We start from the raw sequence: 22724 nt of genomic DNA, 5'->3' as shown, positions 1-22724 counted from the left end.
GCATCCCGGCTATCCGGTGGAGGCCGCCGCACGATCGATCGCCAGCTTCATTTCGCGATAATGCTCGGTCAGTTTCGCCAGGTCGAAAGCCCTGTTGAGGCCGCTTGGGTTCGGTAGCATCCAGACCGACGCGCCGGCAAAGTCATCCGGTTGCCTGCCCCATTCGATATCGGCCCGAAGGCTGATGGCCGTATAGGCCGCCTTGCCCAGAAACGCCAGGTGGCCTGGCGCAAGCCTTCGGATCTTGTCTTCAAGCACAGGGGCGGCGGCAATATAGTCGCTCCTTTTCAGCTCGCTGGCACTTTTCGTCGGACGGGAGACGGCCGATGTCAGGCCAAGGCCGTATTGCAGCATCTCCAGTTCTTCCTCCGCCCGCAGCAGGCGAGGGGTGAAGCCGGCAAGATGCAGTACCCGCCAGAAGCGATTGCTGCGGTTCGAGAAGTTATGGCCGTCCCGATGTGCCGTGAGCGCGGGATTCAATCCGCAGAAAACCACCGAGAGGCGAGGGGCAAGAATCTCGGACAATCCACCGGCCGGTGCGGCCGTTTCGCATTGGGCGTCCATACTTTCGGCTCTGGCATCATCTTGCATATGGAGACTTCCGGCGGAAGCGGAGGCGAGAGCCGACGCGGCGTAGCGCTGTCCGCGCAGAGGTTAGCCGATAAGGCCCCTCAAGCCACTCGATTATTTTGACCTGTTCCAGCACTTTGTTATTGTCGTGCTTTGGAACTAATCGCGTGCGAGATTGTTTATATATGACTTTGTTACGACGGTGACGTCGTGCCCGGCCGGCTGGGGAAGCGGCGCTGTTGAGGGATATATCATCATGAAGATTTCGTCTGGATTTCGTTCAGTCGCGGTTGCCGCCATCGCCGCCGCGGGAATTGGCTTTGCCGGCGCCGCGCATGCCGATAGCGGCACGATCCGCTTCTCCGTCTACAAGGCGGCCTTCTTCGTTGGCGGCTCCGGAGGCGAGGGCACGCTGACCTTCCATGGCCGCAAATATCCCATCTCGATCGGCGGCATCTCGGGCGGTCTCGCCTTTGGAGCCTCCAAGACATACTTCCACGGTACCGTGCGCAATATTCGCCGCGCCCGGGATGTCAGCGGCGTATACGGCGCTGCCGGCGGTGGCGGCGCGATTGGCAAGGGTGCTCAGATGATTGTCATGACCAATGACAAGGGTGCCCAGCTCGAACTCACGGGCAAGCAGGTCGGTCTTCAGGTCAATGCCGATATCAGCGGCTTGAGCGTCACGGTGAAGTAAGGGCGCAATTCCGCCGTCGTAATTTCCTGAGGGGCCTGATTTGCGGAATTCTCGATCAGGCCCTTCTCCTGTCCGGAAAGGGCGGTTCGCCCTTATTCCCACTCGATCGTGCCGGGCGGCTTCGACGTGACGTCGTAGACCACGCGGTTGATGCCGCGGACTTCGTTGATGATGCGGGTTGCGGCGCGGCCGAGGAATTCCATGTCGTAGTGATAGAAATCCGCCGTCATGCCGTCGACGGAAGTGACGGCGCGTAGCGCGCAGACGAATTCGTAGGTGCGGCCGTCGCCCATGACGCCGACGGTCTGGACCGGCAGCAATACGGCGAATGCCTGCCAGATGGCGTCGTAGAGGCCCGCCTTGCGGATTTCGTCGAGATAGATGGCGTCGGCTTCGCGCAGGATCTCCAGCTTTTCGCGGGTGATGCCGCCGGGGCAGCGGATCGCGAGGCCGGGGCCGGGGAAGGGGTGGCGGCCGATGAAGCTGTCGGGCAGGCCGAGCTCCTTGCCGAGCGCGCGCACTTCGTCCTTGAAAAGTTCGCGCAGCGGCTCGACGAGCTGCATCTTCATGCGCTCCGGCAGGCCGCCGACATTGTGGTGCGACTTGATGGTGACCGAGGGGCCGCCGGTGAAGGAAACGCTCTCGATCACGTCGGGATAGAGCGTGCCCTGGCCGAGGAAGTCGGCGCCGCCGAGCTTCTTGGCCTCTTCCTCGAAGGTCTCGATGAAGAGCCGGCCGATGATCTTGCGCTTGGTCTCGGGGTCGGAAACACCCTCCAGCTCGCCGATGAAGCGGTCCGAAGCGTCCACATGCAGCAGATGCAGGTTGTAGTGCTCGCGGAACATGGCGACGACGTTGGCCGCCTCGTCCTTGCGCATCAGGCCGTGGTCGACGAGGATGCAGGTCAGCTGGTCGCCGACGGCCTCGTGGATCAGCAGCGCGGCGACGGAAGAGTCGACGCCGCCGGAGAGCGCGCAGATGACGCGCTTGTCGCCGACCTGGTCGCGGATCGCCTGCACGGCCTTGGCGCGATAGGCCGACATCGACCAGTCGCCCTTGATGCCGGCGATGTTATGAATGAAGTTGCCGATCAGCTTGGCGCCATCGGGCGTATGCACGACTTCCGGATGGAACTGCACGCCGTAATATTTGCGCTTCTCGTCGGCGATGAAGGCGTAGGGCGCGTTCGAGGAGGTGGCGACCACTTCGAAGCCTTCGGGCAGCGCGGTCACGCGGTCGCCGTGGCTCATCCACACCTGATGGCGCGAACCGTTCGACCACAGCCCTTCGAAGAGGGCGCAATCCTTGTCGACTTCCAGGAAGGCGCGGCCGAATTCGCGGTGATGGCCGCTCTCGACCTTGCCGCCGAGCTGCATGCACATCGTCTGCTGGCCGTAGCAGATGCCGAACACCGGGATGCCGCTGTCGAAGACGATCTGCGGCGCGCGCGGCGAGCCTTCGTCCACGGTCGAGGCCGGGCTGCCCGAAAGGATCACGGCCTTCGGCTGCAGCCGCTTGAAGCCGGCTTCGGCGGATTGGAAGGGAACGATTTCACAGTAGACGCCTGCTTCGCGCACACGTCGCGCGATGAGCTGCGTCACCTGGCTGCCAAAATCGACGATGAGAACGGTGTCTGGATGTGCTGTCTGGGTCATGGCGAGCCTTTAATGAAAAGCGCTTTCCCTGGCAATCGGGCAAATCAGGCCGGAGCCGATTTTATTGTCCCGATTGTCCTCGATTCTCGTGCTTCCGGGTCGATCAGAACCAGAATACGCCGTCTTCCAGCGCCGTAAACAGCCCGTCGACGGCGTAGGACAGTTTGCGGTCGATCACATGCAGATATTCCGTCCAGTCGGAAATGCGCTGCAGTTCGACCTGACCGTCGGAAATGCCGCGCAGTCCGATGAGCGGCAGGCCGTAGATCTGGCAGGCGCGCAGCACCGCGAAGGTTTCCATGTCGACCATGTCGGTGCCGATGCGCTCGTAGGCATCCGAGCCGGACACGATGTTGGCGCCCGTCGAAAGGCTGCCCTCGGCAATGGTGGGGATGCGCAGCGGCAGCTCGATCGTCGCCGGCAGGTCGAGGAAGGGCGTGCGGCCCCTTTCGAAGCCCAGCGGCGAGGCGTCCATGTCGCGATAGGAAACGGAGGTGACCTGATAGACTTCCGTCTGTTCCAGCCTGGAAGAGCCTGCCGAGCCGAGCGACACCACGAGATCGGGCAGGTCGTCCTGCGCTTCGAGGTGGGCCAGGGCGCGGGTGAGCGCGATCGATGCTTCCACGGGGCCGACGCCCGTCATCAGCGGATCGATGCGCGAGCGCAGGAAGGGCCCGTATTCGGCCTCGGCCGCCATTACGAACAGGATCGATTTGCCCGATACGCGCTTCAGTTCGAATTTCATCCGCTAATTCCCTCTCTGCCCCGGATGACCATCATCGTTCCCGTCATCGAGGCAATCAGCTTGGCCGGTCCGTCGCCGATGGCGTAGCCGCGGCCGTCGGCGACGATGATCGTCGTGCCGGGCTTGGTGACGTCGCCGCGAAACAGGAAGCGTTCGCCGCGCCCCGGCGACATCAGGTTGATCTTGAATTCGATGGTGAGGATGGATGCGGAGGGATCGATGACGCTGTAGGCGGCAAACCCGCAGGCCGAATCCAGCGCCGCGGCGATGATGCCTGCATGCAGGATGCCATGCTGCTGCGTCAGCTTCACGTCGAACGGCAGCTCGATCTCGACCGTACCATGCTCGACGCGCGTCAACTCCGCGCCGATCGTCGCCATCGCCGCCTGCCGGTCGAAGCTCGTCTTGATGCGGGTCCTGAAATCGCCGCTGGTCCCCGTCTCGCTTGCCCCTGTCATGCCATCCCCTTTCGCGGGTGCGAAATTGGCACGGAGAGGCGCTTTGGACAAGGGTTATCCGGTGGAAAAGGCGATGCTCCGCGGCCTCGTTTGCCGACATCGAATTTCCTCAATGGCGGTGCCATGTTATCCGAAACGACAGATCCCACGACGAGGTGCCGGAATGACGACGATCCTGCAATCGGTAGCGGCCTACGAGACCTGGATGCGGGCGCAGCTTGGTGCGGATCTGGTCGAGGCCGGCCTGATAAAAAAACACAAGCTGATGAAGCGCGACAGCTTCTCCTTTCTGCGCGGAACCTACTGGCGCTGGGCTGAAATCATTCTCGACATCTGCCCCGACCTCAAGACCGCCCCGCGGCTATTGGCGATCGGCGACACGCATCTCGAAAATTTCGGCACCTGGCGCGATGAGGAGGGGCGGCTCGTCTGGGGCGCCAATGATTTCGACGAGGCGGCCGTCATGCCCTATGCGCTCGATCTCGTTCGTCTCACGACCAGCGCTGTCCTGGCACGCGCCGATGGCGGCCCTACGCCGCGCGCCGTTGCCGATGCCATCCTGGCGGGTTATCGCCGAGGCTTGCAGCAGCCGTCTCCCGTCATTCTGGAGCGCGACTATAAGTGGCTGCGCAACGCCGTGCTGCTGCCGAATGCCGAGCGCAAGGCTTTCTGGGAAAAATATCGCACCCTGCCGCCTGCAACTGATCCCGTGGCCAATCGCTATCTCAAGGCGTTGCACAAGGCTCTGCCGGATCCGGCGACGACGTTCGAGCCGAAACCGCGCCTGGCCGGCACCGGCAGCCTCGGCCGTCCGCGCTTCGTCGCCTATGTCGAATGGCGTGGCGGCCCGGTCCTGCGCGAGGTGAAGGCGCTCCTGCAGTCGGGCTGGTCGCTCAAGCATGATCCGTCGGACCAGACGATCCGGACGGGGATCATCGCGACGGGCCGGGCGCGTTCGCCCGATCCGCGCTACAAGGTGGATGGAACCTTGCTGGTTCGCCGCCTGTCGCCGAACAGCCGCAAGATCGAGGTCCTGGGCGATGCCGACGTGCTCCTGTCGCCCGATATGCTGGATCTGATGGGTTTCGAAATCGGCAATTGCCATGTCAACGACGCCTCGCTCGTTCCCGGCATTCTTGCCGATCTCGATGCGCGCGGCCCGGACTGGCTGCGCGCGGCCGCCAAGGCCGCCACCGTCGCAGTCATCGCCGAACAGGCGGAATTTGCCAGGAAAAGCTAGGCCGGCGGGATATCGGTCAATGCCCGGCGGCTTCCAGGATCAGTTGGGCGATCCTATCGGGATGCGAGATCAGCGAGAGATGGCTGGCCTTTACTTCGATGGTCCTGGCGCCCATGCGTTTGGCCATGAAGCGTTCCAGATCCGGATTGATCGTCCTGTCCTCGGTGGAGACCGCATACCAGCTGGGCTTGCTGCGCCAGGCGGCCTGGGTCGTCTTGCCGGTCAGCAGGGCCTTCTGGAAGGGCTGCTGCACGGCGTAAAGCACCTCTGCCTTGGCTTTGGGCAGGTCGCCGGCGAAGTCGCGCAGGAAGGCTTCCTCCGTCAGCCGCCCCTCGTCGCCGTCGAAGACGATCCCTGCCGATGCCGGCGGCGTCGGATATGTCTTGGCGAGCGCGGTATAATCCTCACCTGCATCCGGTGCGCGGGCCGCGACATAGACGAGCGAGGAAACCTTCGGATGAACGCCGGCCTCGGTGACGATCATGCCGGAGAAGGAATGGCCGACGAGGACGGTCGGTCCGTCTTGCCGGTCGAGAACGCGCTGGGTTGCCGCCACGGCCTCGGGCAGCGTCGTCAGCGGATTCTGTACCGCCGTGCAATTCATCCCCTTTGCCTGCAGCCGCGCAATGACGTCCGTCCAGCAGGAGCCGTCTGCGAAAAGACCATGCGCAAGGACGACGTTGCGGGCCTTTGGCGGGGCTGAGGCTGCCGAGCCGGCGGCCGGGCTGCTGGCTGCCATGCTGTGGGTGGACATGAGGGAGGCGGCCGCGCCCGCAACAATGGCGGTCGAGAAATTCCGTCGGGTTATCATCATCGTCGTGTTCCTTGTTTTGAAAGGGAGGAGACGGCAGGAGACCGTTCGCCCGGATGCCGGGACGCTGAGCTTCCTGCCGTTGTCGTATTTCTCGGATAGGCACCTGCCCGACCTTGCCCGGATCAAACATGCCCCGTTTTGCATTCCGATTTGTCATCCAGGCCGCCTTGTGTATGCAAAAGCAGCCTCAATGACGGGCTTTGTATTCTTTATATCGGATAGAGTCAATTATTGGATGCGTAACGGTTGCGTGATGGCGGATTTGCATGCAAAATCGGCAAATGAGATTGTGGCTGCATACAGCAGGCAACGGATAACGGAGATCTTGGATGACGGATGGATTGGATGACACGATCGAGGATCGCGGTTTGCTCTCCGATCGAATCCGCAACGCCCTGGCGGACGAGATCGCGACCGGGAGGCTGGAGGCGGGCGCGGCGCTGGACGAGCAGCAGCTTGCCGATCGCTTTGGCGCCTCGCGCACTCCTGTCCGCGAGGCGTTGCGGCAACTGGCGGCAAGCGGCCTTGTCGAAGTACGGGCGCGGCGTGGGGTCGTCGTCGCCCGCATGACGCCTGAGCGCATCATGGACATGTTCGAAACGGTTGCCGAAATCGAAGCGATGTGCGCCAGGCTTGCCACCTATCGCATGACGCCGCTCGAGCGCAGCCATCTGATCGAACTGCACGATGCTTCAGAAACGCTTGTAAAAAAGGGTGATTTCGATGCCTACGATACGTTCAACCGTGCTTTCCACGAGGCGATCTATCACGCCACCCACAACAGCTTTCTGGCCGAACAGGCAATCGCGATCCGCAGCCGCCTGACAGCCTTCCGCCGCGCGCAACTGCAGCAGGAGCAGCGCCTCGATCGATCCCGAGCGGAGCATGAGGCCATCATGCAGGCAATCGCCGAGGGCGACGGCGAGATGGCGTCGCGGCGCATGCGGGCACACATGCTGAATGCGGCGACGGCATTGCGGCGCTTCATCGAAGCCAGCAAGCTTGCCTGAAGCAGGTCGCGCAAAACGTTCAGCGGTTTTGTGGCACCGACATGCTAACGATCAAGAACCCGAAGCGCGGGAAGCGAATCCTTGAGATCGCGATGCGCTTTGGACCGCAGTCGGATCAGCTTCGGGCGATGCGGACGATGTGCTGGTCCCAGGCGACGTCGCTGTGCTCTCCCAGGAAATCGCCGTCATAGGACGAAACGGCGAAGCCTTGGCGGGCCTGGGCGATGCCTGCCGCATCGGCGATGCTCTCCACCTTCAGCACCTTGCCCGTCGCCGCATCGAGCGTCACCGACGTCCCCTCGACCGGCGAGGTGACGCCGACGAGGTTTTCGGCGCGATTGACGGCAATGGCGCCCACATAGTTTCCGAGCGCTCGCGTCGTATCGTCGGGCAGGGTGACGAAGGTCAGGTCCTCGCCCTTCGCGAAGTGGCCGACAAGCGGCGGCAGGTCGTTGCGGTGGCCTTCGTACTGGCAGGCAAACCACACCCGGCCGCTTGCATCGATATCGACATGGCGGGTCGAGACCCGGGCATATTGCGGCGGCAGCGTGTGTTTCTCGATCAGCTGGCCGCTCGCCGCGTCGATCAGCGTCAGCGACGGCTGCATATGGTCGAGGTTGAGCTTGGTGCGGCCGAAATCCGGATGCGTCTCGATGCCGCCGTTGGCGACGATCAGGAGCCTGCCGTCGTCGGAGACCGTCATGTCGTGCGGGCCGACGCCATAGGTCTCGTATTCGCCGATACGGGCAAAGCGGTTGCGGGCATCGTAAAGCCCGATAATGCCGCGATTGTTGTCGAAATCGTTCTCACTGGAGTAGAGCAGCCTGCCGTCGGGCGAAAACGTGCCGTGCCCGTAGAAATGCCGCCCCTCTTTGGCAGAGATGACGATCGGCTCGGCCTTGTTCCACGGATCGAAGATCATGGCATAGGTGCCGGGCCGGCGGGCGAAGGCAACGGTCTTGCCGGTCGCCTTCGAAAAAGCCATGCCATGGGCGCGGGCGGGCAGGGCGACCTGGTCGACGATGCGGCCCTGTTCTGTCACCGTCGCCACGGCAAACGAGCCGTCGGCGGCGCGGATGCCGGAAGCATAGACGGCATCCGCCCGCTCCAGCGCCATCAATGCGCCGGGCCTCAGGGCCGCAAGGAAGGTCAGCCCCGCAGCCTTGACGAAAGCTCTCCGATCGATGAGGCCGCTGCGCATGGCGCTTAGTCTCCGTCCGCGAAGGAGAAGCCGGCCGAAAGCCCGATGGCGCCGCCATATTCATCGCTGAAGCTGGTGGCGAGGTCGCGGCTGACGGAAAGCAGCTTGTCGATCTTGGCGCGTTCCGCGTCGCTGCCGATCGCAGCCTCGATATCCGGATTGATCGTCGGCGCGATTGTCGCAAGCTCGTTCAGCAATCCATCGATCTTGGTGGCGGTAGCACGCTTGTCCGCCGGCAGCAGGCTTGCCATATCGGCCTTTTCCCAGAGCGTCTTCAGGCCCTCGACATTGCCGGTGAACGACGTCCAGGTGTTTGCCGAGCGCCAGTAGATCGCCATCTTCGGCCGTGCCGCGGCCGGATCGCCCTTGTAGAAGGTTTCCAGCCGCTGGTCGCGCACATTGGCCGCCCCATGCACGAGGATGCCGAGCAGCGCCGTGACGGCTTCCTTGTTGTCCATGAAATCGTTGCTGGACTTGCCGGGGAATTTCCAGGATTTCTGCACGCCGTCGGGCGCATCCCATTCGTCGGCGATTTCCTTGGCCGTGTTTTCGATATTGCCGGCGACGGCCGCGCCATAGCGGCACCGGAAGCCCTGCTTGTCCTTGCCGAGCACATCCGAACCGTTGCCGTAGAGCACGTATTCCAGCGCCGTCATGCTCATGAGCGCCACGCTCTTGCCGGCAACGGCCTCGACGGTCGTGTCCTGCTCGTCCGCCTTGGCGATCAGCGCCTGTACCTGCTTGAGGCCGACGCCCTTGCGGTCGGGGTAGAACAGGATGTGCTCGAAACGGTTCTTTTCGATGATCGGGCCGGTATCGACGATTTCGATGCGCGACCAGCTCTTCACCGTGTCGCCGAACGCCGATTTGGCGCCTGCAAGCGTGGCGTCCGTGGGATCGGCGCAAAGCGCCTTCATCGCCACCGTCAGCTTCGAGGCGGAATCGTGCATGGCGCGATAGCCGGGACGAATGACGTCATCCACCGCCTTCTGCAGCGTGGCCGGCACCGCCGCCTCGTTCAGGCCGGCGCCGTTGGTCGTCGCGTCCTCGGCATGGGCAGGCAAGGCCGCAACGGTGAGGAGAAGGCTGGCAGCAAGGCGTTTCCAGTGGTGCATCAGAGTGACTCCAGAAAGTTGATGAGGGCTTGCCGATCGTCCTTCGAAAGGTCGGCGAATGCGTTGCGGGCTTTTTCAGCCTCTCCTCCATGCCAGAGGATGGCTTCGGTCAATGTGCGGGCGCGGCCGTCATGCAGATAGGCCTGCTGGCCGCTGACGGTCTGTGTCAGGCCTATACCCCAGAGCGGCGGCGTGCGCCAATCGCGACCGGATGCCACGCCCACCTGCTGCCCATCCGAGAGACCTTCGCCCATGTCGTGGAGCAGAAAATCGGAATAGGGCCAGATCAGCTGGAACGCCTGCGGCGAATCCTTGCCGTCCTTGTCCTTCATGCCGTCGCGGGTGACGAATTTCGGGGTGTGGCAGGCCGCGCAGCCGGAGCGGTAGAACATCTCCTTGCCGTGCAGCACGGCGGGAAGGCTAGCCTTACGGCGAGCCGGTACGGCGAGGTTTTCGGAATAGAAGGTGACGAGAGGCAGGATCGGGTCCGGTGCTTCCGTGTCGCCCAGACGCTTCTGCACGCCGGTCGGCATGGCGAGGCAGTGTGCTTCGTTCGGGGTGCAGTCGCCGTGAGCATTCGGCCGGTCGGGTGTCGAAATGCCGATATCCACCGAGAAGGCATCGGCCACCTGGTCGCGCACGGTCGCATTCTGCGCTTTCCAGCCGAAGCGGCCGAGTGCGATCTGGCCGGTGCGATGGTCGCGAACGATGGCGGGGCGGCCACGGATGCCGGTGCCTTTCTTGCCATCCGGGTCCGCGTTGGCCAGGATATCGGCATCCGGAATGGCTTCGATCAGGCCGAGGCCGATCATGGGCGGCGCGATACGCGGCGAAAGCGTGGTGGCCGGATCCAGTGGCCCATAGGCAAGATCGGATATGCCGTAGCTGGGCCTGCGCAGCGTCACGGTCTCTCCACCGGCAAGCGTCACCGCTTCCTCGCTATAGCCGACCGTCACCTTGCCTTCGGCGGCAAGGCCGGGCACGGCAAGATCCTGCAGCTGCACGCCGTAGGTCGGATCAGGGAAATTCAGCACATGAAAATCCTTGACGGCCTGTTCCTCGTCCGCAGTGACGGCCGTACGAGCCAGACGCAATACCATCGAGGTCGCAACCGCCCCGCCAGCCTCCGGCGGGTGGCCGCGGCCGTCGCGGATATGGCAGCTCTGGCAGGAACGGGCATTGAACAACGGGCCGAGCCCGTCGGATGCCTGGGTGGACGAGGGAGCCGAGACCCAGAGCTTGCGGAAGAGGGCGTTGCCGAGATGAAAATCCTGCCCGCCTTCATCGCTCAGATTGGCGGAAGGCCGGGAGAAAATATCGCGATTGACGGGATCGATCGAGGTGGCCGCACCGCCCTGCATCGTCTCATAAGGCTCGGCCTTGGAGAAATTCGTCGTTGCGCGGGTAACGTCGCTGACCCGCTTCAACTGTTCGGGAGAGAGGTCAGTGCGGACGGCCGGAAAATCGAGGATACCGGCGACGGCGAGGGTGATGGAAAAAACCAAAAAACCCGCAGCGATGGCGGGCAAAAGGGCACGGTTGGCCGGGATATGCATCATGGGTATCGGGGCGGCAGCGCTCTGTCGCGCTGCCGCTCTCCCTCATTACTTCTTCGTGAAGACGGCGTTCGGATTGTCCAGGCTGTCCGAACCTTCGAGCTTGATCGTGCCGAGATCGAGCGCAGCGATGACGCGCTGGATGCTCTTCGTCTGGTCGAGCAGGCCGTCGATGGCCTTCTGCACGGTGGCGTTGCCTTCCTTGTTGCCTTCGCCGATCATCTGGTCGTATTTTTCGACCGTCTCGCCGCGATGCACCAGGGCCTTCATGGCTGCAAGCGTGGTGTTGAGCTTGCCTTCCATTTCCTTGTCGAGCGCCGGATCCTTGGCCTTGACCAGATCGTGCAGCGACGGGCCCTTCAGCTTCGTGCCGTCGATGCGGGTGTAGTTGCCGGTGTAGGAGGCGGCGATGCCGATGGCGTCGCCATTGTGCTCGTTATAGGTATTGTCGGAGAAGCAATCCTGCTCTTCTTCCGGATCGTGCAGCAGCAGGCCGAGCTTCATGCGTTCGCCGGCGAGTTCGCCGTAGGAGAGCGAGCCCATGCCGGTCAGGATGGCGGTAAGGCCGGCCTTCGGATCAGCTTCGATATGCTTGGTGGCTTCGCCTTCCGGCGCCCACTTGTCGGTCATGTCCTGCAGGTCGGAAACGAGGAGCGTCGAGGCGGACCTCAGATATTCGGCGCGGCGGTCGCAATTGCCGTGCGTGCAATTCTTCAGATCGTAGTCCGTGGCGGGGCGTTCGCCGGCGCCCGGTCCGGTGCCGTGCAGGTCCTGGCCCCACAGCAGGAATTCGATGGCGTGATAGCCGGTCGCGACGTTGGCTTCGACACCGCCCGCCTGATGCAGCGTGCCCGACAGGAATTCCGGAGTCAGATGCGAGGCATCGACATCCTTGCCGTTGATCTTGATCGTCTTGTTGGCGATGACGTTGGCGACGTAGAGCGCATTCTCGTCGCTTTCGGTGCCGTAGGAGGCGTCGACATAGTCGATCAGGCCTTCATCCAGCGGCCAGGAGTTTACCTTGCCTTCCCAGTCGTCGACGATCGAGTTGCCGAAGCGGTAGGCTTCCGTCTGCGCATAGGGAACGCGGGCCTTGATCCAGGCTGCGCGCGCCGCCTTCAGCGTCTTGTCGCTGGGGTTGGCGAGCAAAGCGTCGATGGCCTTGTCGAGTGCCTTCGCCGTCGTCAGCGAGTCCTGATATTTGGCGTGTGCCAGCTCGGCGTAATGCTTGATGACGGCGGCCGGCTCAGGAGCGGCTGCGAGAGCCGGCAGGCTGTATGCGGCAGACGTGACAACGGCCACCGCAAGCGCGGCGCCAATATTGATCTTCAGTTTCATGTTCCTCTCCTATGACAGCCGGGGCACCGTCAAAACTTGGCATTTTGTGTCATGTATGAAAAACAAACTTGTGTCAAATGCTCTAGTTTAGAATAATTATAAGACACGGAGTTATTGGCTTTGACCTTGGGAGCGGAACGGTTTTGCTTGAAAAAGCAGGAATGCAGATCAAAAAGGCGGGCGAATGGATTCCGCCCTATCTTCTGCGCTGCAGGCGGCAGAAGAAGAAGCCATCCGTATCGGTGGAGGCCGGCGTCAGCGTAATGGTCTTGCCGTCCGAGGAGCGGGGCAGCGGCGCGTCCTTGCCGAACAGCTTTTCCCAGGAGCTCAGGGTTTCGGTGATCTCGAAGTCCGGATTTTGCGCGGCAAAGCGGTTCACCTGCACTTCGTTCTCTTCCGGCAGAACCGAGCAGGTGACGTAAAGCAGCGCGCCGCCCGGCCGGACGAATTCGCCGGCCTGCGCCAAGGCTTCCTGCTGCTGGCTGGTGCGCTCGTCGAGGTTCTTCTGCGTCAGCCGCCATTTCGTGTCGGGCCGACGCCGCCAGGTGCCGGTGCCGGTGCAGGGCGCATCGACCAGCACCTTGTCGAACCTGCCACGCAGCTGAAGCAGGCCGTTGCGTTCGTCATGGACCTGGACATTTCGGGTGCCCGCACGCTTCAGCCGCTCGATGATCGGCGCCAGCCGCCGCCGGTCGCTGTCATAGGCGTGAACCTGGCCCTTATTGTGCATGGCAGCCGACATGGCGAGCGTCTTGCCGCCGCCGCCGGCGCAATAGTCGAGAACCTGATCGCCCTCCTCGGGCAGCACGAGATCGGCGACGATCTGCGAGCCCTCGTCCTGTACTTCGAACCAGCCCTTCTGGAACGAAAGTTCGGCAGTGACGTTAGGAAGACGGGATGCGCCTTCTCCGGCGGGGATGCGGATGCCGAAACGGGCGATTTTAGAGGCCTGCGCGCCCGCGCGCTCCAACGCCTTTACGACTTTGGCGCGGTCGGCTTTCAAGGCATTGGCGCGAAGGTCGAGCGTCGGGCGTTCGGAGAGGGCCTGCGCTTCGGAAAGCCAGCCATCGCCGAATGCATGTTGGAAGGAAGGCTCGACCCATTCGGGGATATCGCCCTGGACATAACGCGGCGCGTCTTTGAGCTTGCGGGCGGCAAAGGCGGCCAGTGCTTCGGCGCTCGGCGCTTCGGGGGCGAATTTATCGCCGTCGAGTTCGGCAGCCAGCGCCTCGGGCGTCAGGCCCCATTGGCGAAAGAGGACGGCATGGGCAAGCGCGGACGGACTGTCGTCTCCCATCAGCCAAGCATGGGAAAGTCGCATGCGCAGGGCGTCATAAACGATGTTGCCGATCGCGGCCCTGTCGCCGGAACCGGCGAAGCGATGGGCAAGGCCCCAATCCTTCAGGGCATCGGCCACCGGTCGCTTGCGCGCTTCAATATCGGCAAGAACTTCGATGGCCCCCTGCAATCGGCCGCCCAGACGCATTCACCACTCTCCCGCTTGCGCATGACCCCGAACCCATTCGGTGTACCAGGAAGTCCGCGCCCTACAAAAATCGCTGACAGCTCATCAATCCGCTCGAATAAAGCACATGGCGGCGGATTGTTGAGACGTCTCAACCGCGTGGTAGCCGCGATTGACGGAGAGAGCAAGCGTCATGCCGATTTGCCGGTCGTTCCGGCCGGTCGGCCGTTACTTCGAGGCGATGACCTCGTAACAGACGCTGGCCGTACCGGAGGCGACCATGCCGATGTTCTGTGCGGCGGCGCGGGAGAGGTCGAGAACGCGTCCGCGAATGAAAGGACCACGGTCGTTGATGCGAACGACGACGCTGCGGCCGTTATGCTTGTTGGTGACCCTCAGACGCGTGCCGAAGGCAAGCGAACGATGGGCTGCAGTAAGATTTCCGGAACTCATACGTTCCCCTGAAGCAGTTCGGGAGCTTCCTCCGTACCATGAAGCACCTCCGCAGCCAGCGGATGCAGACGCCGGCGTCGAAACGACAGCAAAGGAGGCGGATATAGTTGCGGCGATCGCCAAAGAACGTGCGATTTTCTTCAAACCGATTTTTCCCTCAAGCTATTGAACTTGCGCCTTGGGTAGGCGGCGGAGGCTTAAATCGGGCCAAAAATGGCGAAAAAGTGCCACGCTTAATCACGGAATGTTACAGTCTGTAACATTTGTGATCCGGTGCAAATACTATGGCTAATCAGCGAGTTTGCTTGATTGTGGAAAAAACCTAATAAAATCAGTTAAAAATGGAACGATTTTTCTCACCGGCACGAGGCAACGCGAAGGATCACAAAAACCGGGAAAATAATTTTCCAGCTTTGCCATAATTGCTGCCGCATTTGTGCAAATTTAGAGGTCGTTAACCTTAAATGCGGAGTAAAATGAACTAGGGCATCCGGTTAAGTAGGAATTTTCGTGCGATTTCGCTTGGCGTGGATGCCGCTTTGTCAGCCGCGCCACCGCCCTGAGGACCAGAGTTCGGCAAGCGACATCGGGTACTCAGGGTAGCGGAAGGGGAAGCCGAGCGCCCGCAATTTCGCGTTCGAAACGCGCTTGTTCTCGCCGTAGAAGGAGCGTGCCATTGGGGTGAGCTCCGCGGTTTCGAAAGGTTGCTCGGGCGGAGGCTCGATGCCCATCAGACGGGCGGCTTCGGTGACGACATCCTGCGGCGGAGCGGGCTCGTCATCGGTGACATTATATATGCCGCCGAGCCTGCGATCGGACAGGAAACGGGCGCAGCCGCCGATATCCTCGACACGGATGCGGTTGAACACCTGGTTCGCCTTGATGAGCCGGCGGGCCGTTCCCTTTTCCAGATTGCAGAAGGCGTTTCGGCCCGGGCCGTAAATGCCGGAAAGCCGCAGCACGGCGACGGGAAGATCGAGCCTGATGCCGACGCGCAGCCAGCCGTCCTCAGCCTCGACCCGCTCGACCGAGCGATCGGCGATCGGATGCAGCGACGTCTGCTCGCTGATCCAGGCGCCCTTGTGGTCGCCATAGACGCCGACGGTCGAGAGGTAGCAGATCCATTCCAGCTTCGGCATCAGCGCCCGCAGATTGAGCTGCGCCAGCCGCAGCAGCGGATCGCCGGACTTGCCCGGCGCGATCGATTGCACCAGATGCGTTGCCGATGTCATCGCCGCGGCCAAAGCCGGATCGAGCGTCTCGCCGTCGAAGACGAAGGATTCGATGCCTTCCTTCCTCAGCAATTCCGCCTTGTCGGCCGAGCGGGTCGTTCCCGTGATGCGAATGCCGGAGCCGGCGAAAGCCTTGGCGATGGCTGTTCCCGAATAGCCGCAGCCGAAAATCATCACATGCATTATAGAACTCCCGCCAATGTCCATTCCGCGCGAACCCCTTCGTCCGCTTCCTCATGCCTTTGTGCCGCAAATGCTCGGAACTCGCCAGCCGTCATCAGCCGCGACAGCGCCCAGACGGCCATGCCGCGCACGACAGGCGAGGGATCTCCCGCCAGTTCGCGGCTTCTTTCCACAAGGGACCGGTCGCCGGAATTGCCGGCCGCGATCAGCACGTTGCGAATGAAGCGGTCGCGCCCGATGCGCTTGACCGGTGAGCCGCTGAAGAAAGTGCGGAACGTCGCATCGTCGAGATCAAGCAGAAAGGCGATCGACGGCTCCTTGAGATCCTCCCGCGCGACCAGCTTCATTTCCGAGGCGGCGCTTGCGAACTTGTTCCAGGGGCAGGCGGCAAGGCAATCGTCGCAGCCGTAGATGCGGTTGCCGATCAGCGGCCGGAGCTGCGGATCGATCGGCCCCTTGTGCTCGATGGTCAGATAGGAAATGCAGCGGCGCGCATCGAGCTGATAGGGGGCGGGGAAGGCCGACGTCGGGCAGGCGTCGAGACAGGCCCGGCAGGAGCCGCAATGGTCGATCTCCGGCTGATCCGGCTCGAGATCCGCCGTCGTGAACATCGAGCCGAGAAAGAGCCAGGATCCGAAGGCGCGGCTGACGAGGTTCGTATGTTTGCCCTGCCAGCCGAGGCCTGCGGCACCCGCCAGCGGCTTCTCCATCACCGGCGCCGTATCGACGAAGACCTTGACGTCTTCCTTCGAGCGCGCCGCGAAACGGGTGGCGATCTCCTTCAGCCGCCCCTTGATGACGTCGTGATAGTCGCGGTTTCGCGCATAGACGGATATCGCCGCCTTGTCCTTCTTCTCCAGGATGCCGCGCGGATCTTCGTCAGGACCGTAATTGAGGCCGAAGACGACGATGGAGCGGGTTTCGCTCCAGAGCACGCGCGGATCGCCTCTGCGGTCGCGCGTCTCCTCCATCCAGCTCATGGTGCCGTGATAGTCATGGTCGAGAAACTGGCCGAGCCGGACGGCGGCCTCGGGAATGGCGTCCGGCCTCGTGATGCGACAGAGATCGAAGCCCTGAGCGCGCGCTTCCTCGCGCAGGAAGGCGGTCAACGTATGTCGTCGCTTCAGAGCTTTTTCCGCTTCATGATCATCGGGCATATCGAGCCCTCGTCAGAGCAATTCCAGGAAAAGTGCGTTAGCGGTTTTCCGTCCGGAATTGTGTGAAAAAAAGATAGAGCGCTTTCGCTGTTCGAAGAAGCGAACGCGCTCTAGAAATCCAGATCGGCGTAGTGCGAAACCGGCGTGACGCCACGCACGCGCTCCGCCAGGATCGGCCGGAAGGAGGGGCGCGATTTCAGGCGCTGATACCACTCCTTGGCGATCGGCGATTCCGTCCAGTCGATCTCGCCGAGATAGTCGAGCACGGAAATCGAAGCCGCCGCCGCGAGATCGGCATAGCTCAGCCGCTCGCCGGCAAGCCACTGCCGCGAGCCCGCCAGCCAGGAGAGATACTTCATGTGCTGGCGGATATTGCTGCGCGCCATGCGCATCACCTTGGAATCGGGCGCGCCGCCGCCCTGGTCGGCGGTCATCTGCAGCTTGAAGACACGCTCGCGCGTCAGAGGCCGCGTCACGTCCTGTTCCATCTTCTGCATGAACCATTCTGTCAGCCGGCGGATTTCGGCGCGCTGGAACGGATCTTCGGCCAGAAGCCGGCGGTCGCGCTTCAGGACCCCGTGCGTTTCGTCGAGATATTCGGAGATGACAGTCGCACCACAGAGAGCCCGCATGCTGTCGTCAACGTAGACAGGCAGGGTTCCGGCGGGATTGAGCGCCAGGAAGTCGCGGCGCTTCTCCCAGGTCTGCTCCTCTATCAGTTCCGTCTGATAACCGTACTCGGTCAGGATCAGACGAACGAACCGTGAGGAAGATGACATCGGGTGGTGATACAGCGTCGGCATTGGTACTCGGGTGTTTCTGATGGGTGTTACGGAGTTTTTGGGGTCGCTATTCTGCGGCCCTAGTCATTTGTCATCGGTTGAAGCTATAGGATCTTGGCCTAGTTTGCACAAGCGAATCGGGCCGCCCTGCCGTTTGACAAAGGACACGATATGGCTGAACAAATTATTATCGCGCTGGTTTTGGGCCTTGTGGAGGGGCTTACGGAGTTCATTCCCGTCTCTTCCACCGGCCATCTGATATTGCTCGGACATTTTCTCGGCTTCAAGGAAGCCGCCACTTTCGACGTTCTGATCCAGCTCGGTGCGATTCTCGCCATCCTGCTTGTCTATTTCAATCGCCTCGTTCAGATCGCCAAGGCGCTCCCCGTCAGCGTCAAGGCTCGCCACTTCGTTCTGGCTGTCCTGTTCGGCTTCCTGCCGGCTGCCGTGATCGGCGCGCTGGCGCATGATTTCATCAAGACGGTGCTGTTCGATTCGCCGAAGGTCATCTGTGTCTCGCTGATCCTCGGCGGCATCGTCCTGCTCGTCATCGACAGGATCCAGTTCAAGCCGAAATATACCAGCGCCTATGAATTCTCCTGGCCGATGGCGATCAAGATCGGCTTCTTCCAGTGCCTGGCGATGATCCCCGGAACGTCGCGTTCCGGCTCCACCATCGTCGGCGCCCTGCTGCTCGGAGCCGACAAGCGCTCGGCTGCCGAGTTCTCCTTCTTCCTCGCCATGCCGACGATGGCGGGCGCCTTTGCGCTGGATCTCTGGAAGAGCCGTCACGACCTCAGCATGGATCAGGGCCTGCTGATCGTCATCGGCTTCGTCATGGCTTTCATCTCGGCATTGCTAGTGGTGCGCGCGTTGCTCGACTTTGTGTCCCGTCGTGGCTACGCCCCCTTTGCGTGGTGGCGTATTGCCGTCGGCACGGTCGGCCTGATCGCACTTTATTTCGGCTGACGCGGATCGCCCTGATGCGACGTGCTTAACGTCGCAATCGCCGATAGAATGAAGGCCGGTGAAAACCGGCCTTTTTCATGCTCGATCAATTCGAGGAGGAAGCGTCGATAGAGCCGGTCGTGCAGGGGTCGACGCCATAGGTCGGCGCACATTCGCCCTTTACCGAGGCGATGCTGCCGCGGGCTACAAAAGAGCCAGCGAGAATCACCAGTGCCGCGCACGCAAACAAAAGCGCGATAGACTTGCCCATCGAAGAATGCCTTTCCGCAGAAGTGTGAAGCGCGCCGCGGACCGGTTCATTGTCCAAGCCTGAGACGCGCGGCTGTGTTAGTCAGTGGAATGAGCAATAGCAATAAATGTTCATATTAAATTTGACGTTAATGCTACTATTTCCGCAGTGCGTCTTTTGAGCAACGCTGAGCTGTGAATGGCGGGGCTTTGCCAGCGTCTTGAAGCGCCATTCCCGTTCCCGAGAAGCAATAAAAAACGCCGCTCGGCAGGGCCGGGCGGCGTCTGGTCTGCGCAAGCGACCGAATCGTTATGCGGCCTTGCCCGAGCCGGTGAACTGACCCTGCGGGCGATAGCGCACGAGATAGGACGGCAGCACCGAGACGAGCAGTGTCGGCAGCAGGCCGATGCCCTTCAGGGTGCGTCCTTCGGCTTCCGCCTGCTTGGAAACGACGTTGTCGCTCTTCAGCAGGGTGACCTGGTCCGCGGTGATCGGCCGCTTGACGAGAGGCACCAGCGAAGCAATGGAGCCGATCAGCGAGGCAAGGCCGAAAGGAATGGAGACGAGCGCCTTCTTGCGGTTGATGACCGAAAGCGTGGTCTCGAGACATTCGCGGAAGGACAGCACTTCCGGGCCGCCGAGCTCATAGGTCGTGCCGGCCTTCAGCTTGCCGTCGACGCTGCGCGCAACCGCCTCGGCGATGTCTTCGACATAGACGGGCTGGAACTTCGTGTTGCCGCCGCCGATCAGCGGCAGGAACGGCGCCGTGCGGGACATGTCGGCAAACTTGTTGAAGAACTCGTCTTCCGGTCCGAAGACGATCGAGGGGCGCAGGATGATGGCATCCGGCTTGATCGAGTGGATCGCCGCTTCGGCGCGGGCCTTGGTGCGGGCATAGGTCGAAGGGGAATTGGCATCGGCGCCGAGCGCCGAAATATGCGTCAGCGACGCGCCGACGCCGCGTGCGGCTTCCGCGATGGCCCTGGCGCCGAATTCCTGCACGGCTTCGAAGGTGTTGCGACCGCTTGCGGTCAGGATGCCGACGCAGTTGACGACGTGCTGCGCCCCTTCAACGGCGCGGTCGATGGAGTTGCGGTAGCGCACATTGGCCTGAACGATCGAAATCTGGCCGAGATTGCCGAGCGGTTGCAGAAAACCGGCAAGATCGGGACGGCGTACGGCGACACGGATGCGATAACCGCGCTTGGCGAGCGAACGCACGACGTGCCGCCCGATGAAACCTGATCCCCCAAACACGGTCACGAGCGGCGGGAGGTTGGACAGGGTCATGGCAGGCTCCTCGAAAGGCTTTGATTGGGCTGATCTGGTTTCGTCTTAGCCGATCCGCGCGCCGAGGTGAAGTGCTATCGCGCTGCGTTGCAGCGTCGCGTTTTCGAAGGGTTCAAACCCCCTCGACGACGACCATTTCCGCGTCGGCCACCTGCTGGCGGATTTTGGCGGCGATCTGGTATTCCGGCGAGTTGTAGCAATCGACGGCGTGCTGCAGCGACGGAAACTCGATGACGACGTTACGGCCGCGCGCCTGTCCCTCGAGCGGCGTGAACGCACCGCCCCGGGCGAGGAAGTTCGCGCCGTATTTCTCGAAGGCCGGCTTGGCGGCGGCAACGTAGTCCTTGTAGCGCTCCGGGTCGCGGACATCCACGCGCGCGATCCAATATCCCTTTGCCATATCTGCCTCCCTGCTGTTGTGGTCGTTTTAGAGTGCGGCGTCCATCTCGGCGAGGATGGCGCGTGCGGCTTGTCTCGGATCGGCTGCCTTGACGATCGGCCGGGCGACGACGAGATGGCTGGAGCCGGCTTTGATGGCGGCGGCGGGCGTCATCACCCGCTTCTGGTCGCCCTTGTCGCTGCCGGCCGGCCGGATGCCGGGGGTCACCAGCGCCATGTCGGGGCCGATGATCTTGCGGACCGCGGCGGATTCCTCCGCCGAGCAGACGATGCCGCCCATGCCGGCAAGATGCGCCTGTTCGGCCCGGCGCAGCACCAGCGTATGCGGATCGTATTCATAGCCGGCGGCGATCAGGTCGCCTTCGTCCATCGACGTCAGCACGGTGACGCCGAGCAGGCAGAGGTCCGACCCCTTGGCGGCTTCGACAGCCGCTTTCATCGCTTTCGGATAGGCGTGCAGCGTCAGCATCGACATGCCCATCTTGACGATGTTCTCCACGCCTGAGGCCACGGTATTGTCGATGTCGAGCAGCTTCATGTCGAGAAAGATCTTCTTGCCGCTGGCGGCGAGATCGCGGGCGAACTCCAGGCCGCCGGCAAAGGCGAGCTGATAGCCGATCTTGTAATAGAGGATATCGTCACCGAGGGCGCCGACCACTTTTTCGGCCTCCTGAAGGTTTGGAACATCCAGTCCAACGATCAAGCGGTCGCGTGCGGTCATATCAAGCCCATCCCATCCAGTCTTCCATGGGTGTCCAGTCGCATGAGACGGCACGCTTCGCAAGATCGAAACAGAAAAGATTGCCGCCGCCGGGCGGTTGATCGCCCTGCCGCGCGATCGGCTTTCCCTCAAGATGGCACTTCAAGAGCGTGCCGACGCCGCCATGGCCGACGAAGGCGATCGGCGTTTCGGGATCGTGTCGCGAGAGCACGGCCTCGACATGGGAAACGATCCTTGCCTGTGCGTCGATGGCGCGTTCCCAGCCCTTGAAGCTTTCATGCGGGTTGGCAAAGAACCAGTCCGCCGCCTTCTCGAATTCCGGCGGGGCCAGGAAGCCCGTGGCGCTGCGGTCGTTTTCGTGCATGGCCTCGATGACGTCGATCGGCGTGCCGCTCGTGGCCGCCAGGATTTCCGCCGTCTCTATCGCCTTGCGCTCGCCGCTCGATACGATCAGGCCAAGCTGGCGCGCCCATGGGGTCAAGGCGGCCACGCGCGCCCTTGCGGCGCCGATCTCGGAAAGCCCCCATTCCGGCACGGGGACGTCCGGATCGATGCGCACCTGCGGGTGCGTAATATAAAGAGCGTACATGGATTGTCTCAGCCGCGGCTGTAGACCCAGAGCTGGGCCGGCGGAATATTGCGGACAATGAAATCGAAGTGGCGGATATGGTAGCGATCCGGCCGGGCGATGATCGGCGAAACCGGGCCGTAGGAAATCTGCACGACCGGCCGGCCGGGCGGCATACGGTCCAGCAGGCTTTCCAGCAGTGCCACGCGCGCTTTCATCGGGAAATTAAGGAGGGGGATGCCGGAGATGACGGAATCGAACGTCTGCCCGCGCAGCACGCCGAGCGTCTTGTCGAGATCGAAGGCGTCGCCGTTGATGAAGTGGACGCCGGGGTAAAGCTTGCCGAGGTGATTGTAAAAATCGGTGGAATATTCGATGGCGACCAGATTTTGCGGTTCGACGCCGCGCGCCAGGATCGCCTTGGTGATCGCTCCCGTTCCCGGCCCGAGCTCCAGCACCGGCAGGCCGGATTGCATGTTGATGACGCTCGCCATCTTGCGGGCCGTTATGGACGAGGTGGGAACGATCGACCCAACCGTCTTCGGTCCCTGCATCATGCCCTTGAAGAAACGGATCTCTTCGTCGAATTTCTTGCCTAGCCGTTCCTTGAGACGCAGCGCCATGCTTTCCCCCACCAGATGTTACGGTCGCGACTTACATATCGCTTCTCTAAGATCTTGCAATGTGATGACGCAATAACAAGAGAAAATGTCGCAATCGACAAAGGACCAAATAAAAGCGCCCTCGCGTTGAATTAACGCATGAAAGGGCGCTTTGGTTTCGCCAGAGCCGGATGATTTCAAGTCTGCCCGACCTGAAATCATCCGGCTCTCAAATCAATAAAGTAGAGCATGATGCCGTCCGAAAACCGCTCACG

General features: G+C 62.2%; 24 protein-coding genes. 5 read left to right on the top strand and 19 right to left on the bottom strand.

What is annotated here, in order from left to right:
* Window positions 1–9 precede the first annotated feature (9 nt).
* On the bottom strand, window positions 10–591 hold the full coding sequence (gene mug / locus GR212_RS03045) for a G/U mismatch-specific DNA glycosylase (protein WP_163984965.1): 582 nt from the start codon (window positions 589–591) through the stop codon (window positions 10–12).
* A 235-nt stretch (window positions 592–826) separates the two neighbouring features.
* Here mug and GR212_RS03040 point away from each other — a divergent pair, with 235 nt between their 5' ends.
* Entirely contained in the window at window positions 827–1267 is a 441-nt protein-coding gene (locus GR212_RS03040) for a hypothetical protein (RefSeq protein WP_163984964.1), read from the top strand.
* Between the two features lie 92 nt (window positions 1268–1359).
* On the opposite strand, the gene guaA is transcribed toward GR212_RS03040, so the two are convergent.
* The 3 genes from guaA to GR212_RS03025 all read right to left on the bottom strand — a co-directional run bounded on the left by guaA (window position 1360) and on the right by GR212_RS03025 (window position 4125).
* Window positions 1360–2922, bottom strand: a complete 1563-nt coding sequence (gene guaA / locus GR212_RS03035; RefSeq protein WP_163984963.1) for a glutamine-hydrolyzing GMP synthase — start codon at window positions 2920–2922, stop codon at window positions 1360–1362.
* A gap of 103 nt (window positions 2923–3025) precedes the next feature.
* Complete coding sequence (locus GR212_RS03030; RefSeq protein WP_163984962.1) at window positions 3026–3667, bottom strand: 5'-methylthioadenosine/S-adenosylhomocysteine nucleosidase; 642 nt, start codon at window positions 3665–3667, stop codon at window positions 3026–3028.
* Window positions 3664–4125 (bottom strand): PaaI family thioesterase, encoded by a 462-nt coding sequence (locus tag GR212_RS03025; protein WP_163984961.1) that lies wholly within the window; start codon window positions 4123–4125, stop codon window positions 3664–3666. The genes GR212_RS03030 and GR212_RS03025 overlap by 4 nt, the downstream gene beginning before the upstream one ends.
* A gap of 163 nt (window positions 4126–4288) precedes the next feature.
* On the opposite strand from GR212_RS03025, the gene GR212_RS03020 reads away from it, so the two are divergent.
* Entirely contained in the window at window positions 4289–5365 is a 1077-nt protein-coding gene (locus GR212_RS03020) for a DUF2252 family protein (protein WP_163984960.1), read from the top strand.
* Between the two features lie 16 nt (window positions 5366–5381).
* On the opposite strand, the gene GR212_RS03015 is transcribed toward GR212_RS03020, so the two are convergent.
* Window positions 5382–6179 (bottom strand): alpha/beta fold hydrolase, encoded by a 798-nt coding sequence (locus tag GR212_RS03015; protein WP_163984959.1) that lies wholly within the window; start codon window positions 6177–6179, stop codon window positions 5382–5384.
* Between GR212_RS03015 and GR212_RS03010 the strand changes: the two genes are divergently transcribed.
* Together GR212_RS03010 and GR212_RS03005 are read left to right on the top strand one after the other, a co-directional pair.
* Window positions 6103–6528, top strand: coding sequence for a hypothetical protein (locus tag GR212_RS03010; protein ID WP_163984419.1), 426 nt, complete (start codon window positions 6103–6105; stop codon window positions 6526–6528). The genes GR212_RS03015 and GR212_RS03010 overlap by 77 nt on opposite strands.
* Entirely contained in the window at window positions 6509–7189 is a 681-nt protein-coding gene (locus GR212_RS03005) for a GntR family transcriptional regulator (protein WP_163984958.1), read from the top strand. Before GR212_RS03010 ends, GR212_RS03005 begins: the two co-directional genes overlap by 20 nt.
* Window positions 7190–7304: 115 nt before the next feature.
* Here the strand turns inward: GR212_RS03005 and GR212_RS03000 are convergent, their stop codons facing one another.
* From GR212_RS03000 to GR212_RS02960, 9 genes are all read right to left on the bottom strand, one after another.
* Window positions 7305–8390 (bottom strand): DUF1513 domain-containing protein, encoded by a 1086-nt coding sequence (locus GR212_RS03000; RefSeq protein WP_163984957.1) that lies wholly within the window; start codon window positions 8388–8390, stop codon window positions 7305–7307.
* A 5-nt stretch (window positions 8391–8395) separates the two neighbouring features.
* Entirely contained in the window at window positions 8396–9505 is a 1110-nt protein-coding gene (locus GR212_RS02995) for an imelysin family protein (RefSeq protein ID WP_163984956.1), read from the bottom strand.
* Entirely contained in the window at window positions 9505–11064 is a 1560-nt protein-coding gene (locus GR212_RS02990; protein ID WP_163984955.1) for a di-heme oxidoredictase family protein, read from the bottom strand. The genes GR212_RS02995 and GR212_RS02990 overlap by 1 nt, the downstream gene beginning before the upstream one ends.
* 45 nt (window positions 11065–11109) lie before the next feature.
* Entirely contained in the window at window positions 11110–12399 is a 1290-nt protein-coding gene (locus tag GR212_RS02985) for an imelysin family protein (RefSeq protein WP_163984954.1), read from the bottom strand.
* Between the two features lie 196 nt (window positions 12400–12595).
* On the bottom strand, window positions 12596–13885 hold the full coding sequence (locus GR212_RS02980) for an RsmB/NOP family class I SAM-dependent RNA methyltransferase (protein WP_163984953.1): 1290 nt from the start codon (window positions 13883–13885) through the stop codon (window positions 12596–12598).
* A 207-nt stretch (window positions 13886–14092) separates the two neighbouring features.
* Window positions 14093–14461, bottom strand: a complete 369-nt coding sequence (locus GR212_RS02975; RefSeq protein WP_163984952.1) for a septal ring lytic transglycosylase RlpA family protein — start codon at window positions 14459–14461, stop codon at window positions 14093–14095.
* 398 nt (window positions 14462–14859) lie between these two features.
* On the bottom strand, window positions 14860–15732 hold the full coding sequence (locus GR212_RS02970) for an SDR family oxidoreductase (protein WP_163984951.1): 873 nt from the start codon (window positions 15730–15732) through the stop codon (window positions 14860–14862).
* Window positions 15732–16889 (bottom strand): tRNA epoxyqueuosine(34) reductase QueG, encoded by a 1158-nt coding sequence (gene queG, locus GR212_RS02965; protein ID WP_163984950.1) that lies wholly within the window; start codon window positions 16887–16889, stop codon window positions 15732–15734. Before queG ends, GR212_RS02970 begins: the two co-directional genes overlap by 1 nt.
* Window positions 16890–16999: 110 nt before the next feature.
* Complete coding sequence (locus GR212_RS02960) at window positions 17000–17692, bottom strand: glutathione S-transferase family protein (protein ID WP_163984949.1); 693 nt, start codon at window positions 17690–17692, stop codon at window positions 17000–17002.
* 150 nt (window positions 17693–17842) lie between these two features.
* On the opposite strand from GR212_RS02960, the gene GR212_RS02955 reads away from it, so the two are divergent.
* On the top strand, window positions 17843–18640 hold the full coding sequence (locus tag GR212_RS02955; RefSeq protein WP_163984948.1) for an undecaprenyl-diphosphate phosphatase: 798 nt from the start codon (window positions 17843–17845) through the stop codon (window positions 18638–18640).
* A gap of 538 nt (window positions 18641–19178) precedes the next feature.
* Here the strand turns inward: GR212_RS02955 and GR212_RS02950 are convergent.
* From GR212_RS02950 to pmtA, 5 genes are all read right to left on the bottom strand, one after another.
* Window positions 19179–20159, bottom strand: coding sequence for a complex I NDUFA9 subunit family protein (locus GR212_RS02950; RefSeq protein ID WP_163984947.1), 981 nt, complete (start codon window positions 20157–20159; stop codon window positions 19179–19181).
* Window positions 20160–20271: 112 nt separating this feature from the next.
* Window positions 20272–20559 carry a DUF1330 domain-containing protein gene (locus tag GR212_RS02945; RefSeq protein ID WP_015338538.1) on the bottom strand — a complete coding sequence of 96 codons (288 nt, stop codon included), beginning with the start codon at window positions 20557–20559 and terminating at the stop codon, window positions 20272–20274.
* 27 nt (window positions 20560–20586) lie between these two features.
* Window positions 20587–21279, bottom strand: coding sequence for an orotidine-5'-phosphate decarboxylase (gene pyrF, locus GR212_RS02940; RefSeq protein WP_069611075.1), 693 nt, complete (start codon window positions 21277–21279; stop codon window positions 20587–20589).
* Window position 21280: 1 nt separating this feature from the next.
* Entirely contained in the window at window positions 21281–21868 is a 588-nt protein-coding gene (locus GR212_RS02935) for a histidine phosphatase family protein (protein ID WP_163984946.1), read from the bottom strand.
* 8 nt (window positions 21869–21876) lie between these two features.
* Window positions 21877–22470: a phospholipid N-methyltransferase PmtA gene (gene pmtA / locus GR212_RS02930; RefSeq protein WP_163984945.1), complete on the bottom strand. Its 594-nt coding sequence runs from the start codon at window positions 22468–22470 to the stop codon at window positions 21877–21879.
* Window positions 22471–22724 lie beyond the last annotated feature (254 nt).

The organism is Martinezella lusitana, assembly GCF_010668395.1.
GTDB lineage: Bacteria > Pseudomonadota > Alphaproteobacteria > Rhizobiales > Rhizobiaceae > Rhizobium > Rhizobium lusitanum_A.
The sequence above is the reverse complement of the archived record's forward strand: the minus strand, read 5'-3'. Positions and strand labels throughout refer to the sequence as shown.

Excerpts from the sequence above, each read along its gene's own strand:
- pmtA (WP_163984945.1), bottom strand. The coding sequence starts at position 22,470 with ATGGCGCTGCGTCTCAAGGAACGGCTAGGCAAGAAATTCGACGAAGAG.
- GR212_RS02970 (WP_163984951.1), bottom strand. The coding sequence starts at position 15,732 with ATGCATGTGATGATTTTCGGCTGCGGCTATTCGGGAACAGCCATCGCC.
- queG (WP_163984950.1), bottom strand. The coding sequence starts at position 16,889 with ATGCCCGATGATCATGAAGCGGAAAAAGCTCTGAAGCGACGACATACG.
- GR212_RS03025 (WP_163984961.1), bottom strand. The coding sequence starts at position 4,125 with ATGACAGGGGCAAGCGAGACGGGGACCAGCGGCGATTTCAGGACCCGC.
- GR212_RS03020 (WP_163984960.1), top strand. The coding sequence starts at position 4,289 with ATGACGACGATCCTGCAATCGGTAGCGGCCTACGAGACCTGGATGCGG.
- GR212_RS02935 (WP_163984946.1), bottom strand. The coding sequence starts at position 21,868 with ATGTACGCTCTTTATATTACGCACCCGCAGGTGCGCATCGATCCGGAC.
- GR212_RS03005 (WP_163984958.1), top strand. The coding sequence starts at position 6,509 with ATGACGGATGGATTGGATGACACGATCGAGGATCGCGGTTTGCTCTCC.
- GR212_RS02985 (WP_163984954.1), bottom strand. The coding sequence starts at position 12,399 with ATGAAACTGAAGATCAATATTGGCGCCGCGCTTGCGGTGGCCGTTGTC.
- GR212_RS03030 (WP_163984962.1), bottom strand. The coding sequence starts at position 3,667 with ATGAAATTCGAACTGAAGCGCGTATCGGGCAAATCGATCCTGTTCGTA.
- GR212_RS02945 (WP_015338538.1), bottom strand. The coding sequence starts at position 20,559 with ATGGCAAAGGGATATTGGATCGCGCGCGTGGATGTCCGCGACCCGGAG.
- GR212_RS02955 (WP_163984948.1), top strand. The coding sequence starts at position 17,843 with ATGGCTGAACAAATTATTATCGCGCTGGTTTTGGGCCTTGTGGAGGGG.
- GR212_RS02995 (WP_163984956.1), bottom strand. The coding sequence starts at position 9,505 with ATGCACCACTGGAAACGCCTTGCTGCCAGCCTTCTCCTCACCGTTGCG.
- GR212_RS03010 (WP_163984419.1), top strand. The coding sequence starts at position 6,103 with ATGCTGTGGGTGGACATGAGGGAGGCGGCCGCGCCCGCAACAATGGCG.
- pyrF (WP_069611075.1), bottom strand. The coding sequence starts at position 21,279 with ATGACCGCACGCGACCGCTTGATCGTTGGACTGGATGTTCCAAACCTT.
- GR212_RS03040 (WP_163984964.1), top strand. The coding sequence starts at position 827 with ATGAAGATTTCGTCTGGATTTCGTTCAGTCGCGGTTGCCGCCATCGCC.
- GR212_RS02990 (WP_163984955.1), bottom strand. The coding sequence starts at position 11,064 with ATGATGCATATCCCGGCCAACCGTGCCCTTTTGCCCGCCATCGCTGCG.
- guaA (WP_163984963.1), bottom strand. The coding sequence starts at position 2,922 with ATGACCCAGACAGCACATCCAGACACCGTTCTCATCGTCGATTTTGGC.
- mug (WP_163984965.1), bottom strand. The coding sequence starts at position 591 with ATGCAAGATGATGCCAGAGCCGAAAGTATGGACGCCCAATGCGAAACG.
- GR212_RS02960 (WP_163984949.1), bottom strand. The coding sequence starts at position 17,692 with ATGCCGACGCTGTATCACCACCCGATGTCATCTTCCTCACGGTTCGTT.
- GR212_RS03000 (WP_163984957.1), bottom strand. The coding sequence starts at position 8,390 with ATGCGCAGCGGCCTCATCGATCGGAGAGCTTTCGTCAAGGCTGCGGGG.
- GR212_RS02950 (WP_163984947.1), bottom strand. The coding sequence starts at position 20,159 with ATGACCCTGTCCAACCTCCCGCCGCTCGTGACCGTGTTTGGGGGATCA.
- GR212_RS02980 (WP_163984953.1), bottom strand. The coding sequence starts at position 13,885 with ATGCGTCTGGGCGGCCGATTGCAGGGGGCCATCGAAGTTCTTGCCGAT.
- GR212_RS03015 (WP_163984959.1), bottom strand. The coding sequence starts at position 6,179 with ATGATGATAACCCGACGGAATTTCTCGACCGCCATTGTTGCGGGCGCG.